Here is a 14,096-nt window from a genome sequence, read left to right as displayed (position 1 = left end):
ATAACGTTGCGTGGATACGCCTGCCCGCTGGTCTTCGCAATTACGATCGACAGTTGTGCGCCGTCCTTCTTCATGACAGCCCGCTCAAACACCTTTGCCGCGACATAATTTCGGAACGTGGAAAGCGTTGTCGCGCCGACCGAAGCTGTCGATGCGTGAGGGGCTTTCCTGCGATCCGAGAGGCGTTTCCTACCGCCGCATGCCGAACTTGTAGCTGGGGCTGGACGGCGAGGGGCCGTATTCCAGTTCCAGGATCAGCCTCGGCGCGTCCAGGCATCGCGTGCCGGTATGGAAGACGTAGGGGTCCTCGGCGAAGCCGGAGCCTGCGTCTCCGACCACGCTCTTCAGGTTCGCAGCTCCGTAGTGCTTGAGCACGTCATGTCCGTCGTGCGCCAGGACCAGGGTGAACTGGTGTCGCAGCGCGCGCCGGTCGTGGCTGCCGCTGACGTATTTGTGCGGGCCGGATCGCTCGGTGACGGGCGTGATGTAGAAGAAGAACTTCAGGGTCTGCCAGTCGTTCATGTCGAAATGGAAGCTGTCCTGGGCGGCCGCGTGCAGGTCGGAAGCCTTGATCCTTTCGCCGGGAAAGCTCCACCACAGGCGTGTGCGGATGTGTTCCGCCCGCTTGCCCAGGTAGCTGTCGGCGATTTCGCGCAGCAAGGGATCGCCGGCCAGGTCCGAGATGGCCGGGCAGCGCAGGACGGTGTCGAAATAATAGGCGGCGACCACGTCGTGATCGCGGCCGGCGTTGACGGCGGCGATGTCGCCGGGGAGGAAGCCGGCCCGGGCGCCGTCGCGCTCGAAGCAGGGATGGGTGAGGGCGAAATCGAGGATTTCCGCGCGGTCCTCAGGTTTCAGCCGAAACCCTTCGGCGACGCCGTCGCGGACCAGGTTCGGGATCACGGCCGACGGATCGTCCAGTGCGATCCTGGCGCTGGGATTGACGGCGAGCGGACTGGGTTTTGCCCCGCGAAGGAAGCGTTCGACCCGCCTGATCGGCGCCAGGCGCCCGAAGATCATGAACAGCAGCCAGGCCGGCCGTTCGCGGACATAGGTCAGATAGACAGGGGCTTTGGCGAAGATTCGCGACCAGGTCGAAAGTGAACGCGGTTTGCGCCTGAAAACCGGGGTGCAGGGCGCTGGGGTACTGGGCACTGAACCATGCGTCCTGTGGTTGATCTCGAGGGTCAACGAAACTTGAAGCTTAGGGTTCCCGCTTCCTGCGATGGTTTTTCAAGGCGTGGTTAGATGTTGGGCGGTTGCCTGAAATTTCGTCGAACATGCTCAAGGAATTGGCTTGCTGTCGGCACGGTCTTTCGCGGTCAGTCCTGGAAGTAGCTCCTGCGGCGACGCTCGGAGGAGCGACGACGGCGGCGTATCGAGTCGATGCGCGGGGCCACGCTCGGCCAGGCCAGCATGCCGAGCAGGAACACGATGAAGAACGTCGAAATCCACATAGTCACGCGAACGGCTCCTGGCTACGAGCGCCTCCTCCCTTTGCCGTCTTGTCTTTATGGTTTTGTGTCGGCGGCCCGACCGTCGATGAACGCGTTGGCGAAAATAGGGCTCCTTCACCATACGAGAAACCATGCGGCCTGATTTTTCACGGCCTTGGTGTCGGATTGTGGGCTTCCTGATCGTCCTGGCTACGACAAGGTGCGCAGCCCGATGCTCTATGCCATTCTTTGCTACAACTTCGAGGACGCGGTCGGCGCCTGGACCCCGGCGGAAGACGCCGTGGTCATGGCGCGACTCGGTACGGTCGAGGCCGGCCTGGCCGCCGCCGACCGGCTGGGCGCGGTGGCTCGCCTGTTGCCGACCACGGCAGCCGTCACCCTGCGGAAGGGCCGCGAGCACCTGGTGATCGACGGGCCGTTCGCCGAGACCAAGGAGCAGCTCCTGGGATTCTACGTCGTCGATTGCGGGGACCTGGAGGCGGCGATCGAGGTGGCGCACGACCTGGCCGCGGCCAATCCCGACCGGGGCGCCTATGAGATCCGTCCGCTGGCCGTCTATCGTCCCGGCCATCTGACCGAGGCGCGCGGGACGAGAGCCAACGCAGGAGGGGCGGGAGCATGACCATCGCCAATATAGACGCGGCCTGGATCGACGCCGCCCTGACCGCGGCCCGGCCCCAGGCCGTCGCGGCCCTGCTGCGCTACTTCCGCGACCTGGACACCGCCGAGGAGGCCTTCCAGGACGCCTGCCTGCGGGCCCTGAAGGCCTGGCCCAAGAACGGACCGCCGCGCGACCCGACCGCCTGGCTGATCCTGGTCGGTCGCAACGCCGCCCTGGACGGGGTGCGCAAGCAGAGCAAGTCGGCCCCGCTGCCGCCGGAAGAGCTGATCTCCGACCTGGAGGACGCCGAGGCCGCCCTCGTCGACCGGCTGGACGGCGAGCACTATCGCGACGACGTGCTGCGGCTGCTGTTCATCTGCTGCCACCCGGACCTGCCGGCCACCCAGCAGGTGGCGGTGGCGCTGCGCATCGTCTCGGGTCTGTCGGTGCGCCAGATCGCCCGCGCCTTCCTGGTCGGCGAGTCGGCGATGGAGCAGCGGATCACCCGCGCCAAGGCCCGGATCGGGGCGGCCGACGTGCCGTTCGGCGCGCCGGGCGTCGAGGAGCGGGCCGAGCGCCTGAACACCGTGGCGGCCATGGTCTACCTGGTCTTCAACGAAGGCTATTCGGCCGGCGGCAAGGAACTGCTGACCCGTGGCTCACTGTGCGACGAGGCCATCCGCCTGGCGCGCCTGCTGCTGCGCCTGTTCCCCAGCGAGCCGGAGATCATGGGCCTGACCGCCCTGCTTCTGCTGCAGCACGCCCGCGCTCCGGCCCGGTTCGACGCCGACGGGGCGGTGGTGCTGCTGGAGGACCAGGAGCGCTCGCTGTGGAATCCGCGGATGATCGCCGAGGGCCTGGCCCTGATCGACAAGGCCGTGCGCCATCGCCGGCCCGGGCCCTATCTGGTGCAGGCCGCCATCGCCGCCGAGCACGACCGCGCCGAACGCGCCGAGGACACCAACTGGACGCGGATCGACCTGCTGTACGGCGACCTGGAGCAAGTGGCCCCGTCGCCGGTGGTCACCCTGAACCGCGCCGTGGCGGTGTCGAAGGTGGCCGGACCCGAGGCGGCGCTGGAGATGATCGAGCCCCTGGCGCCCAAGCTGTCGGGCTACTTCCACTTCTTCGGCCTGAGGGGCGGGCTGCTGTTCCAGCTGGGGCGGCGGGACGAGGCGCGCGTGGCCTTCGACCAGGCCATCGCCCTGGCCAACACCGCCGCCGAGGCCGCCCACATCCGCCTGCACCTGGACCGGTTGCTGAAGGAGGGGACGGGCGGTTAGCCGTCGAAAAAAAGTTCGCGACGACTGTCGGGTCGGCGACGCGACGTGCGTCCTTTGGTCGAACCGTGGAACGGGAGACCGACATGCCCAACATCGCCGCCGACGAGGTCGCGATCCGCCGCGCGATCGACGCCTGGACGCAAGGCTTGCACGACAAGGACGCCAAGGGCGTGGCGGCCTGCCTGGCCGATGACCTGGTCGTCTACTCCCTGGCGCCCCCGCTTGTGGCGACCGAAGACGGTGGGGGCTTGCAGGCCTGGTTCGACACATGGTCGAGCCCCATCGGCTACGATCTGGCCGACCTCGCGATCGCCGCCGCGGACGACGTGGCCTTTGCTCACGGCCTGGCCCACATGTCCGGGACCAAGACGGACGGCGAGGTGGTCGATCTGTGGTTCCGCTGCACCCTGGGCCTGCGCGAGCGCGGCGGGGCCTGGAAGATCGTCCACACCCACGAGTCCGTACCGTTCCTGATGGATGGCAGCTTCAAAGCCGCCATCGACCTGAAGCCCTGACCAAACCCCGTAGCCAGGAGAGCATCACCATGACCGACGCCCAACAGCAGCCGCCCGCGCTGCCGCCCGTCTCCGGCGGCATCGTGCCCTATCTGTCGCCGAGCAACGCCGGCCAGGCGGCCGACTTCTACGCCAAGGCCTTCGGCGCCCAGGACCTCTACCGCATGCCGCCCGACGAGAAGGGCCGGACGATGCACATCCATCTGCTGATCAACGGCAATTCGCTGATGCTCAGCGACTTCTATCCCGAGCACGGCTACCCCGAGGAAAAGCCCGCCGCCTTCACCCTGCACCTGCAGGTCGACGACGTGGACAAGTGGTTCGAGCGGGCGGTCGCGGCCGGTTGCGAGGTGACCTTGCCGGTGCAACTGATGTTCTGGGGCGACCGCTACGGCCAGCTGAAGGACCCCTACGGGTTCTCGTGGTCGATCGCCACCACGCCCAAGGCCTGACGCCGGATCGGATGGAGCCGGCGGCCGAGGAGGCGGCCGGTTCCGCCTACAAAAACAAGGAGGGGACAACCATGCTCAAGATCATCGCCATCGTCGTCGTCGTCGCGATCGTCGCCCTGCTGGGCTTGGCGGCGACCAAGCCCAATCACTTCCGCGCCGCCCGCTCCATCGTGATCAAGGCGCCGCCGGAAAAGATCTACGCCCTGCTCGACGGCTTCCATAGGTGGGGCGCCTGGTCGCCTTACGAGAAGCTCGATCCGGCCATGAGCCGCACCTATGGCGGTCCGGCCAGCGGGGTCGGTTCGACCTATGCCTGGAGCGGAAACGGCAAGGCCGGGGCGGGCCGCATGGAGATCGTCGAGGTCGCCGCGCCGTCGAAACTGGTCATCAACCTGGACTTCTCCAAGCCGTTCGAGGCCCACAACAAGGCGATCTTCACCCTGGTCCCCGAGGGCGACGCCACCCGCGTCACCTGGGCCATGGAAGGCCCGTCGCCCTTCGTATTCAAGGTGATGGACGTGGTCTTCAACATGGACAAGACGCTCGGCAAGGACTTCGAGGCCGGCCTGGCCAACCTCAAGGTCGAAGCCGAGAAATAGGTCTCGCTGGGGACATGCGCATGCGCGTGTCCCCATCCCTGCCTAGCAGTCGAGGAACTTCACGTCCGAGGCGGCGTAGTGCATGTCGCTGGGGCTGAACAGGCTGGACAGGCCCAGCAGGGCCGGGCGGCCGGGCATGCGGAACACCGGCACGTCGGCCAAGTAGTAGCTCATCCGCCCCTTGGCCCGGTAGCGGCGCGCGAAGGCTTCAAGGTCCAGCAGGCCGTTGATCGACTCCAGCAGCGGGCTGCAGAGGAACACTCCGCCTCGGGCCGCGAACAGCAGGGCCATGTCGCCGGCGAAGCCGCCCAACAGGCCGCTGAAGATCGAGATCGCCTCCAGGGCCTTGGCGTCGCCCGCCCGCGCCCGCTCGATGATAACGTTGTCATTTTCGGGCGCGACGAGAGGATCCCCGTCGCCGACCAGCGCGCAGTGGATGTCGCTGAGGCCTTCCTTGGACAGCAGGCGTTCGGCGGAGACCTCGCCGCGTCGGGCGCGGACGGCCGAGAAGATCGGGGCCTCGCGGGCCTCGACCGGACAGAAGTCCATGTGGCCGCCCTCGCTGGGCACCGCCAGCCAGCCGTCGCCCCGCAGCGGAACAAGGCCCGCCACCCCCAGGCCGAGGTTGGGCCCGAGCACGGCGATGGCGGCGTTGCGCGCGGCCTTGCCCGGATGGATCACGCTCAGCTCCGCCTCGGCGACCATGGGCGCGCCCATGGCGCAGGCGGTGAAGTCGTTGACCAGATATACCCGCGGCGTGCGCAGGACGCTGCGCAGCCAGGTCAGGGAAAGGCTGAGGTCCGTGCTGGTCACGAGGATCGTTCCGTCGATCTCGGGGCCGGCGGCGCTGATCGCGGCGCCGACCAGCGCGTCCGGACCCAGTTCGGCCAGAACCGATTTGAGGCCGGCCTCCAGCTCCAGCGGCGTGGAGCCGGGCAGGACGCGATGCTCGCCGGGCGCGTCGCCTGGCCGGGCAACGGCGACAATCAGGTCGCGGCCGTTCACGTCGGCCAACAGCGCCACGCCGTGGGTCATCGGGCAGTCCTTCTGGTTTCCTCGGGCGGCCGGTCTGCGCCAGCCTGGGCGCATCATAGCGGAAAGCGGGTTACTGGCTAAATAACCGTGTTCGCCACGAGTTCCGTCAGGGCGCTTTTGCGGGGATAACCAGGCACCGCGGCGTGGTCAGCGGCAAATAAACCGTCCCGCTGCACCACCGATTAACGTCGCCGCGCGTTGTTAGGGGCATGTCGAAGTTTGGTTCTGACGGGGCTCTCGACCGGCGCGCCGGTCCCCGCACCGCGATGCAACATCCCGGGAAGGTGCTCTGCGGCGCCTTCGCGTGGGACTGCGTCGTGCGCGACCAGTCCGACACGGGCCTGCGCATCCAGATGCTGTCGAGCGCGACCCCGCCGGCCAGCGTCCAGCTGGTCGACCTGGTCACCGGCTACGCCCACGACGTGAAGGTGGTCTGGCAGAAGGACCGCGAATTCGGCCTCAAGACCCTTCGCAGCCACGACCTGCGGGGCCTGGCCCCCGCCGCGCTGCAGACGGCCAAGCGCATCTGGCAAGCCAGCCAGCGCCGGGTTTCGGCCAGCTGATCCCCTGAACGCGATCGGGCCCCGGCGAGGGGGATCGCCGGGGCCCGAACGGACTAGATCACTGTGTCGCCGACTTAAGCGGCGGCGTTTTCGGTGCGGGCGGCTTCTTCAGCCATGGCGCGGACCAGGTCGAGGACCTGACGACGCACGCGGCCGCGGCCGATCTTCGGGAACACTTCGGCCAGTTCCAGACCCTCGGGGGTGGTCAGGAATTCCTGCACGATGCGCTCGGCCTGTTGGCCGATCTCGTCGCCGTCGGAACCGTCCATCGGATCGGCCAGGCCGTCGAAGAAGAACGACACCGGGACCTGTAGGGTCTTGGCGATTTCATACAGCTTGGAGGCGCTGACGCGGTTGGCGCCACGCTCGTACTTCTGCACCTGCTGGAAGGTCAGGCCCAGCGAGTCGGCCAGTTGTTCCTGGCTGACGCCCAAAAGCTTGCGACGCATCCGGACACGGCCACCGACGTGCAGATCGACGGGATTCGGGCGTCGGCCCTCGGTTTCTTCGCTCAAGTTTCGCCTCCAAAGGTTGTCCAATCACCATGCCACGTCCGACGCGTTCATGGAACGTTACAGCGGCAAGGCGCGGCGTTAGGTCGCTGAGGTTTAGCTGATTAACCCCAAGCTTGCGCTAACGCACGGACGTACACGCCTAGATCGAGGCGATTTCCAGGCAAAATTGTTTCGGTGTCGCAGCAGGCCCTAGGCGTTGAGTCGCTCCGGGGGCGGATCAGTGTCGCGTTCGGCCCAGATCCGGCGGGTCGCGCTGGAGGTGTCGTTGAGCCGGTAGAGGGTCTCGGCCGACAGCGCCTCGTCGCGGGCCGAGCCGGGGCCGCACTGGGGAACCTGGGCGCGTTTCACCTGGCGCTGGACGTTGGCCAGGCCGCCGAACGCCCGCAGGTCCAGCGCGTCGACATGGTAGCCGACGGGACCCACGACCCCGAGCGCCTCGTGCAGGCGGGCGACCAGCGCCCCGGAGAGCGCCAGCTCCACGCCCGCCGCCACGCCCAGCGCGTAGGGGCGGGGCAGGCCGACCAGCCGGGCCTCGATCGGCGCGTCCAGGGCGCTTGGATAGCAGGCCATGTCGATCACCCCGACGATGCGCCGGGCGCCGTTGACCAGGGCCAGCTCCATCGCCGCTGTCCACAGGGCCCAGACGCGCGAGCGGTCGCGACAGGCCTTCGTCGTGAACAGGCTCGTGGCCTCCCAGAGGTCGGGGCCCGTCTTGGGCGGCTCGTCGGGCGCGATCAGGTCCGCGAACCGTTCGGTCAGCAGGCAGCGCTGCTGGGTCGGGTCCAGTCGCAGGGCGCCCTCCAGCCGCATCTCGTCGTCGAACGCCAGCAGGTGGACGGTTCCGGCCTCGTCGCGGTCGTCGTCGTCCAGAACGATCAGGTCGACCCAGCCGTCCTTGCCGGCCGGCCGCTCGCGGCGCTGGGCGCGCATCGCGGCCAGCTCGGGCGCGTAGAGGCCCCGGTTCTCCGAGGTGACGATATGGATCATGGCCAGCCCCTAGCTTGGAGAGGGCATTAGGCGGCGACTTCCGTCGCGCGGGCGATAGGCCGAACGGCCTATGTCACGGCAACGGCTCTCCGAGTTTCCCTTCGCAGCGGCGATATTGCGTCGCAGCAAAACCCGGTTCATGATCGTTGGTAATTAAGAACGATAAGACGATCGGGAGCGCAGGATGTCAGGCAAGCCGTATCAGCACGCGCCGGACGCGCCGTGGATCTTCCGGACCTATGCCGGCCACTCCACGGCCGAGAAGTCCAACGCCCTCTATCGCGCCAACCTGGCCAGGGGCCAGACCGGCCTCTCCGTCGCCTTCGACCTGCCCACCCAGACCGGCTACGACGCCGACCACATCCTGGCGCGCGGCGAGGTCGGCAAGGTCGGCGTGCCGATCGCCCACCTGGGCGACATGCGCCAGCTGTTCGACCAGATCCCGCTGGAGCAGTCCAACACCTCCATGACCATCAACGCCCCGGCCGCCTGGCTGCTGGCGATGTACGTGGCGCTGGGCGACGAGCAGGGGGCCGACCGCAAGCTGCTGCAGGGCACCACCCAGAACGACCTGATCAAGGAATATCTCAGCCGCGGCACCTACATCTTCCCGCCGGGCCCGTCCTTGCGGCTGATCGGCGACATGATCGCCTGGTGCTACATCGAGGTGCCCAAGTGGAACCCGATGAACGTCTGCAGCTACCACCTGCAGGAGGCGGGCGCGACGCCGGAGCAGGAGCTGGCCTTCGCCCTGGCCACGGCGATCAGCGTGCTCGACACCGTCAAGGCCGGCGGCCAGGTGCCCGACGAGGACTTCGAGATCGTCGCCTCGCGGATCAGCTTCTTCGTCAACGCCGGCGTGCGGTTCGTGACCGAGCTTTGCAAGATGCGCAGCTTCACGCGGCTGTGGGACCAGATCCTGATGGAGCGCTACGGCGTGCAGGACAAGAAGGCCCGGCGCTTCCGCTACGGCGTACAGGTCAACAGCCTGGGCCTGACCGAGCAGCAACCCGAGAACAACGTCTACCGCATCCTGATCGAGGCCCTGGCCGTCACGCTCAGCAAGGACGCCCGCTGCAGGGCCCTGCAGTTGCCGGCCTGGAACGAGGCCCTGGGCTTGCCGCGCCCGTTCGACCAGCAGTGGTCGCTGCGCCTGCAGCAGGTGCTGGCCTACGAGACCGACCTGCTGGAATACGAGGACCTGTTCGACGGCAGCCACGTGGTCGAGGCCAAGGTCGCCGAGCTGTCGAAGGGCGCGCTGGAGCAACTGGCCCTGATCGACGCGATGGGCGGAGCCTCCAGCGCCATCGACTACATGAAGACCGAGCTGGTCTCGTCCAACGCCGCGCGGGTGCGCTCGGTCGAGACCGGCGACCTGACCGTGGTCGGGGTCAACCGCTGGACCGACAGCGAGGCCTCGCCGCTGGCAGCGGGAGGCAAGGCGATCGAGACGGTCGATCCGCTGCTGGAGGCCGGCGTCGTCGAGCGGCTGAAGGCCTGGCGCGCGGCCCGCGACCCGGTCGCCGCCGAGGCCGCCCTGGCCGACCTGCAGGCCGCCGCCGCCGACGGCCGGAATATCATGGAACCCTCGATTACCGCCGCCAAGGCCGGCATCACCACCGGCGAGTGGGCCGGGGCCCTGCGCGAGGTGTTCGGCGAGTATCGCGGCCCCACCGGCGTGGCGATCGTGGTCTCCACCGGCGACGCCGAGGACGTGGAATCGGTGAAGGCCGAAGTCGAGCGGGTCTCCCAGGTGCTGGGCCGCACCCTGACCTACCTGGTCGGCAAGCCGGGCCTGGACGGTCATTCCAACGGCGCCGAGCAGATCGCCACCCGGGCCCGCGCGTGCGGCATGGAGGTGATCTATGACGGCATCCGCTCGACGCCGGACGAGATCGTCCGCCGCGCCAAGGAAGGCCGCGCCCACGTGGTGGGCCTGTCGATCCTGTCGGGTTCGCACCTGGACCTGGTGCAGGAGGTCATCCGCGTCATGCGCGCCGAGGGCCTGGGCCACATCCCCGTCGTGGCCGGCGGCATCATCCCCGAGGGCGACGCCCTGATCCTCAAGCAGATGGGCGTGGCGCGGATCTACACGCCGAAGGACTTCAAGATCACCGAGATCATGAGCGACGTGGTCAAGCTGGTGGAAGAGGCGGCGCTGGCGGAAGCTTGAGTGGGCACGGCGTCGTGCTACCTTGGCGCGCATGAACCCCTTGGCCAAGGTGACCGACGGCGAAGACGCATCCGCTCTCATGCGAGCGGGCGCGTTCAATTTCTTCCTGGCCGCGCCGTGGATCGCCCTGTGGTTCGGGGTGCACGCGACGGGCGGCGGCTGGTTCGCGGTGTTCCTGGCCGGGACGCTCTTGGCCGGCGGCGTCTATCTGTTTTCCCGGATCCCGAACCGCGAGGAGACGCCCTCGCCGGGCGTCTGGCTGACGACTCGTCAGGGGCGATGGCGCCGTCAAGCGGCGGCCAGGGCGCCCCTGCTCGGGATGTTGGTCATGCTGATGATGGCCATCGTGGCGACTGTGTGGAAAGAGCCCGCCTGGGAAATCGTCTATGCGTTTTGCGTGGCGGCGGCGTTCGGCGTCCAGGCTTTCCTGGCCGCGCTGAAGGCGCGGCTGGTCGACGAGGTCGAACTGCGGATCGACGGGGCGGGACTTTACAGCCACGATCTTGGCGGGACCCTGACCTGGGACCAGGTCCTGGAAATCCGGCCGCGCTTGCGCGGCGACGAGGCGATCCTGCGCCTGGCCGTCGGGCCGAACGCGGCGCCGGGGCTTTCGGCGGGCCAGCGCGAGCAAGGCGGCAAGATCATCGTGAACCTGCGCGACGCCGGCGTGCATCGCGACGTCGTGGTCGCGGCCTTGACGGCTCATCGTCCTTCTCTCGATCCGACAGCGCGCGTGGAGAAGACGGCCGACGCCGTGTTCGTGCTGCCCATCGAGGGGGTCTATGTGGAGCCGTCGACCGAAGGGGATGGGTCGACGCTGGGTCCTGTCCTGGTCGGCATCGCGATCGGGGCGGCGATCTCGAGCTGAGGCCGGGTCTAGTCCCGTCCCAGCCGCCATGCCGCCGCCAGGCCCACGAGCGCCAGCGGGATGAAGGCGCAGAACAGCCACAGGCCGTGGGTCAGGCCGTTCGCCGGTTCGACGCCGTGGGCGAAGCCCAGGGCGTTGGCCAGGGCCCCGGCCGCCGCCGCACCCGTGGCTCCGCCGATCAGCTGGGTGGTGGGCACGGCGGCCGAGGCCAGGGGCTGTTCGTCGAGCGGCGCGCCGCCGATCACCCGCTTGGCCAGGAACGCCCAGCAGATCCCGAAGCCGCTGCCCAGCAGCACCATCGACAGGGTGATCCCGACCAGGCCGCCATGGACCATCTCATAGGCGCCCCAGGCGACGCCGGCCACGATGACCACGGCCCCGATGCGGATCGCCCGGCCCTCGTGCCGAGGCTTCAGCCCCGCGACCACGAACGAGAAGGCCGTCCAGCCCGCCGCGATGCCGCCGATCACATAGCCGCTGAGCAGAGGCTCGGCCCCGTGCAGCACCTGGATGAAGGTCGGGCCATAGACCGAGAAGCCGACCGTCGCGGCCTCGCAGAAGAAGATCACCACCAGGCCAAGGCCGGTGGCGGTGGCCAGGTCGGAGGCCGAGCGGGGCAGCAGGCGGTCGCTCGTGCGGCCGTTGACCAGCATCATGGCCGCCATGGCCAGGGCCCCGAACACCGCGCAGAGGGCGGCCGTCAGCCCACCCGGCACGACGCCGGCGGCGGCGATCAGGGTCACGCCCAGAGTCAGCAGGGCCAGCTGGCGTCCGGGAATGCGTCCGCCCTCGAGGGCCTTGGGCGCGGACGGCACCATGACCAGCACCGCGCCCACGAAGATCACGGCCTGGACCACGAAGAACCAGAAGGCCCCGCGCCAGTAGCCGGCTTCCGCGAACAGCCCGCCGCACAGCGGGCCCAGCAGGGTCGCCGCGCCCCACACCCCGGCGATCGCGCCATAGACCCGTGGCCACAGGCTTTCGGGGAACATGGCGCTGATCGCCACGTAGCACAGCGAGACGATCGCCCCCGCGCCCAGGCCCTGGACCAGGCGTCCGGCCACGAAGACCAGGAAGTCCGGCGCCAGGGCGCCCATGGCGCAGCCGATCGCGTAGACCACGCCCGCCAGGGCGGTGGCCCGGCGCAGGCCGAAGCGGATCGACAGCTTGCCCGCGCAGGCGCCGGCCAGGATCGAGCCCAGCAGGAAGGCGGCGATCGACCAGCCGAAGTACTGCCAGCCGCCGATCTCCTTGGCGACGCTGGGCATGATCGTCACCGTCACCAGGGTGTCGGCGGCGTTCAGCCAGATGCCCAGGCACAGCAGGGCGAAGCGCGGAGCCAGTTCGGCGTTCAGCAGGCCGCGCCAGCTGTTCGAGGGGGTCATGGGCGTCTCCAGGGACGCGCTAGATGCCCCTTTGGGCCAGTCAAGCCAAGCCTTGGGCTGAACTTCACGGCGGTCGCGCCGTTGGATAAAGAGTGAAACTGGTCCTGCGCGAACCCTCTCCCGAAGCCCGGTCGCTGGCCAGCGCGGCGGGCTTCCTGCTGGATCTGCTGCTGGCGGGCCTGCTGGTGTTCGCCCTGGTCGACCGCCTGGCGCCGCCGCAGGACCTGCCCTGGAAGCCGTTCTCGCTGAACCAGCCGATCGGCCTGGCCACGGCCGGCAAGCTGGCGCGGATCGGCGCCGACCCGGCCGCCTGCCGCGCCGCCCTGCGCGAGGGCGGGGTGCGGTTCACCGAAGGGGAGACGCGGGAGGCCGGCTACTGTTCGACGCGCGACACCGTGCGGGCGTCCGGCCGCCTGGCGCCCGCCGCGCCGGTCATGACCTGCCCGCTGGCCCTGGGCTACGCGTTGTGGGAGCGGCAGTTCCTGGCCCCGGCCGCGACCGAGATCATGGGCAGCCGGCTGACCCGGGTGGAGCACTACGGGACCTATGCCTGCCGCACGATCTACGGCCGGCCCGGCGAACGGCCCAGCGCCCATGCCCGCGCCCAGGCGCTGGACGTGGCCGGCTTCCGCTTCGCCGACGGCCGCCGGGCCACGGTGGCGGCCGACTTCCGGGCCGACAGCGCCGAGGGTCATTTCGTCCAGGCGGCGCGCAACAGCGCCTGCCGGGTGTTCGGAACCGTTCTGAGCCCGGACTACAACGCCGCCCACCGCGACCACCTGCATCTGGAGGGCAGCGGCTACAGACTGTGCCGATAGGTGTTTCCGATTGACCCGCCACGCGGCTAAGGCAAGGCTTGGCCGTTAACCCCTTTCAGGCGCTCCCTCCGCCCATGGCCTATCGCGTCCCGCGCCATCCGCGCGTCGAGCACCGCACGCGCCACCAGAACCGCCTGGCGGGGCTGACGGCGCTCGTCCTGCTGTGGTCGCTGGTGCTGGTCATGGCCCTCGTGGCCGAGCGCGGCATCGCCCGCCAGCACCTGCCGTGGAAACCGCTGAGCATCGTCGACCCGGTGGGCATGGCCACGCGGATCAAGGCGGCGCGGGCCGGCAACGACCCGGCGGTCTGCCGGGCCATCTTGCGCAAGGCCGGCCTGACCTATGTCGACCTGCCGGAAAAGACGGATGGCGGCTTCTGCACCGTGCGCGACGCGTTGTTGATCGACAGCGGCATGGCGCCTCTGGCGCCGACCGACGCGCCGATGGTCTGCAAGGAGGCCCTGGCCCTGTCGATCTGGGAGCGCCAGGTGGTGCAGCCGGCCGCCTACGAGGTGCTGGGCCAGGGGGTGGTCGGGCTCGAGCACTACGGCACCTATTCCTGCCGGCGGCAGTACGGCAAGACGGCGGGCCCGGTCAGCGAGCACGCCAGCGCCGACGCCATCGACCTGGCCGGCTTCAAGCTGGCCGACGGCCAGACGGTCTACGTGGCCCGCGACTGGAACGATCCGGGGCCTAAGGGCCAGTTCCTGCGCCGGGTGCGCGACGGGGCCTGCCGGGTGTTCATCACCACCCTGAGCCCCGACTACAACGCCGAGCACCACGACCACTTCCATCTGGACATGCACGGCTGGAACAAGTGCGCGTGAGCGGCTGACGCGTTTGGG

General features: G+C 68.9%; 16 protein-coding genes. 10 read left to right on the top strand and 6 right to left on the bottom strand.

Features of this window, described 5'->3' with window-relative positions; all coding sequences use genetic code 11:
- Positions 1 to 189 precede the first annotated feature (189 nt).
- Both AC1DMQ_RS06240 and AC1DMQ_RS06235 read right to left on the bottom strand, forming a co-directional pair.
- Positions 190 to 1,155 (bottom strand): phytanoyl-CoA dioxygenase family protein, encoded by a 966-nt coding sequence (locus AC1DMQ_RS06240; RefSeq protein WP_477032681.1) that lies wholly within the window; start codon positions 1,153 to 1,155, stop codon positions 190 to 192.
- A gap of 167 nt (positions 1,156 to 1,322) precedes the next feature.
- The gene (locus tag AC1DMQ_RS06235; protein ID WP_477032680.1) at positions 1,323 to 1,463 is read right to left on the bottom strand and encodes a hypothetical protein; all 141 of its coding nucleotides are present in this window, start codon (positions 1,461 to 1,463) and stop codon (positions 1,323 to 1,325) included.
- A 205-nt stretch (positions 1,464 to 1,668) separates the two neighbouring features.
- Here AC1DMQ_RS06235 and AC1DMQ_RS06230 point away from each other — a divergent pair, with 205 nt between their 5' ends.
- The 5 genes from AC1DMQ_RS06230 to AC1DMQ_RS06210 all read left to right on the top strand — a co-directional run bounded on the left by AC1DMQ_RS06230 (position 1,669) and on the right by AC1DMQ_RS06210 (position 4,907).
- On the top strand, positions 1,669 to 2,079 hold the full coding sequence (locus AC1DMQ_RS06230; RefSeq protein ID WP_477032679.1) for a YciI family protein: 411 nt from the start codon (positions 1,669 to 1,671) through the stop codon (positions 2,077 to 2,079).
- Entirely contained in the window at positions 2,076 to 3,341 is a 1,266-nt protein-coding gene (locus AC1DMQ_RS06225; protein WP_477032678.1) for an RNA polymerase sigma factor, read from the top strand. Before AC1DMQ_RS06230 ends, AC1DMQ_RS06225 begins: the two co-directional genes overlap by 4 nt.
- A gap of 83 nt (positions 3,342 to 3,424) precedes the next feature.
- Entirely contained in the window at positions 3,425 to 3,856 is a 432-nt protein-coding gene (locus tag AC1DMQ_RS06220; RefSeq protein WP_477032677.1) for a YybH family protein, read from the top strand.
- Between the two features lie 29 nt (positions 3,857 to 3,885).
- On the top strand, positions 3,886 to 4,308 hold the full coding sequence (locus AC1DMQ_RS06215; RefSeq protein WP_477032676.1) for a VOC family protein: 423 nt from the start codon (positions 3,886 to 3,888) through the stop codon (positions 4,306 to 4,308).
- Positions 4,309 to 4,379: 71 nt separating this feature from the next.
- Positions 4,380 to 4,907 (top strand): SRPBCC family protein, encoded by a 528-nt coding sequence (locus tag AC1DMQ_RS06210; protein WP_477032675.1) that lies wholly within the window; start codon positions 4,380 to 4,382, stop codon positions 4,905 to 4,907.
- A 42-nt stretch (positions 4,908 to 4,949) separates the two neighbouring features.
- Here the strand turns inward: AC1DMQ_RS06210 and AC1DMQ_RS06205 are convergent, their stop codons facing one another.
- Positions 4,950 to 5,942, bottom strand: a complete 993-nt coding sequence (locus tag AC1DMQ_RS06205) for a glucokinase (protein WP_477032674.1) — start codon at positions 5,940 to 5,942, stop codon at positions 4,950 to 4,952.
- A gap of 209 nt (positions 5,943 to 6,151) precedes the next feature.
- On the opposite strand from AC1DMQ_RS06205, the gene AC1DMQ_RS06200 reads away from it, so the two are divergent.
- On the top strand, positions 6,152 to 6,505 hold the full coding sequence (locus AC1DMQ_RS06200; RefSeq protein ID WP_477032673.1) for a PilZ domain-containing protein: 354 nt from the start codon (positions 6,152 to 6,154) through the stop codon (positions 6,503 to 6,505).
- Positions 6,506 to 6,579: 74 nt separating this feature from the next.
- Here the strand turns inward: AC1DMQ_RS06200 and AC1DMQ_RS06195 are convergent, their stop codons facing one another.
- Together AC1DMQ_RS06195 and AC1DMQ_RS06190 are read right to left on the bottom strand one after the other, a co-directional pair.
- Positions 6,580 to 7,020, bottom strand: a complete 441-nt coding sequence (locus tag AC1DMQ_RS06195; protein ID WP_018062268.1) for a helix-turn-helix domain-containing protein — start codon at positions 7,018 to 7,020, stop codon at positions 6,580 to 6,582.
- A 189-nt stretch (positions 7,021 to 7,209) separates the two neighbouring features.
- The gene (locus tag AC1DMQ_RS06190) at positions 7,210 to 8,007 is read right to left on the bottom strand and encodes a GNAT family protein (RefSeq protein ID WP_477032672.1); all 798 of its coding nucleotides are present in this window, start codon (positions 8,005 to 8,007) and stop codon (positions 7,210 to 7,212) included.
- Between the two features lie 184 nt (positions 8,008 to 8,191).
- Here AC1DMQ_RS06190 and AC1DMQ_RS06185 point away from each other — a divergent pair, with 184 nt between their 5' ends.
- Entirely contained in the window at positions 8,192 to 10,180 is a 1,989-nt protein-coding gene (locus AC1DMQ_RS06185) for a methylmalonyl-CoA mutase family protein (RefSeq protein WP_477032671.1), read from the top strand.
- Between the two features lie 79 nt (positions 10,181 to 10,259).
- Positions 10,260 to 11,048 (top strand): hypothetical protein, encoded by a 789-nt coding sequence (locus tag AC1DMQ_RS06180; protein ID WP_477032670.1) that lies wholly within the window; start codon positions 10,260 to 10,262, stop codon positions 11,046 to 11,048.
- 8 nt (positions 11,049 to 11,056) lie between these two features.
- Here AC1DMQ_RS06180 and AC1DMQ_RS06175 read toward each other — a convergent pair whose 3' ends face one another.
- Positions 11,057 to 12,433 (bottom strand): MFS transporter, encoded by a 1,377-nt coding sequence (locus AC1DMQ_RS06175; protein ID WP_477032669.1) that lies wholly within the window; start codon positions 12,431 to 12,433, stop codon positions 11,057 to 11,059.
- A gap of 92 nt (positions 12,434 to 12,525) precedes the next feature.
- Between AC1DMQ_RS06175 and AC1DMQ_RS06170 the strand changes: the two genes are divergently transcribed.
- Together AC1DMQ_RS06170 and AC1DMQ_RS06165 are read left to right on the top strand one after the other, a co-directional pair.
- On the top strand, positions 12,526 to 13,251 hold the full coding sequence (locus AC1DMQ_RS06170) for an extensin-like domain-containing protein (protein WP_477032668.1): 726 nt from the start codon (positions 12,526 to 12,528) through the stop codon (positions 13,249 to 13,251).
- A 74-nt stretch (positions 13,252 to 13,325) separates the two neighbouring features.
- Positions 13,326 to 14,078, top strand: coding sequence for an extensin-like domain-containing protein (locus tag AC1DMQ_RS06165; RefSeq protein WP_477032667.1), 753 nt, complete (start codon positions 13,326 to 13,328; stop codon positions 14,076 to 14,078).
- The last annotated feature ends 18 nt before the right edge of the window (positions 14,079 to 14,096 follow it).

The organism is Caulobacter sp. 05L422, assembly GCF_056397765.1.
The sequence above is the reverse complement of the archived record's forward strand: the minus strand, read 5'-3'. Positions and strand labels throughout refer to the sequence as shown.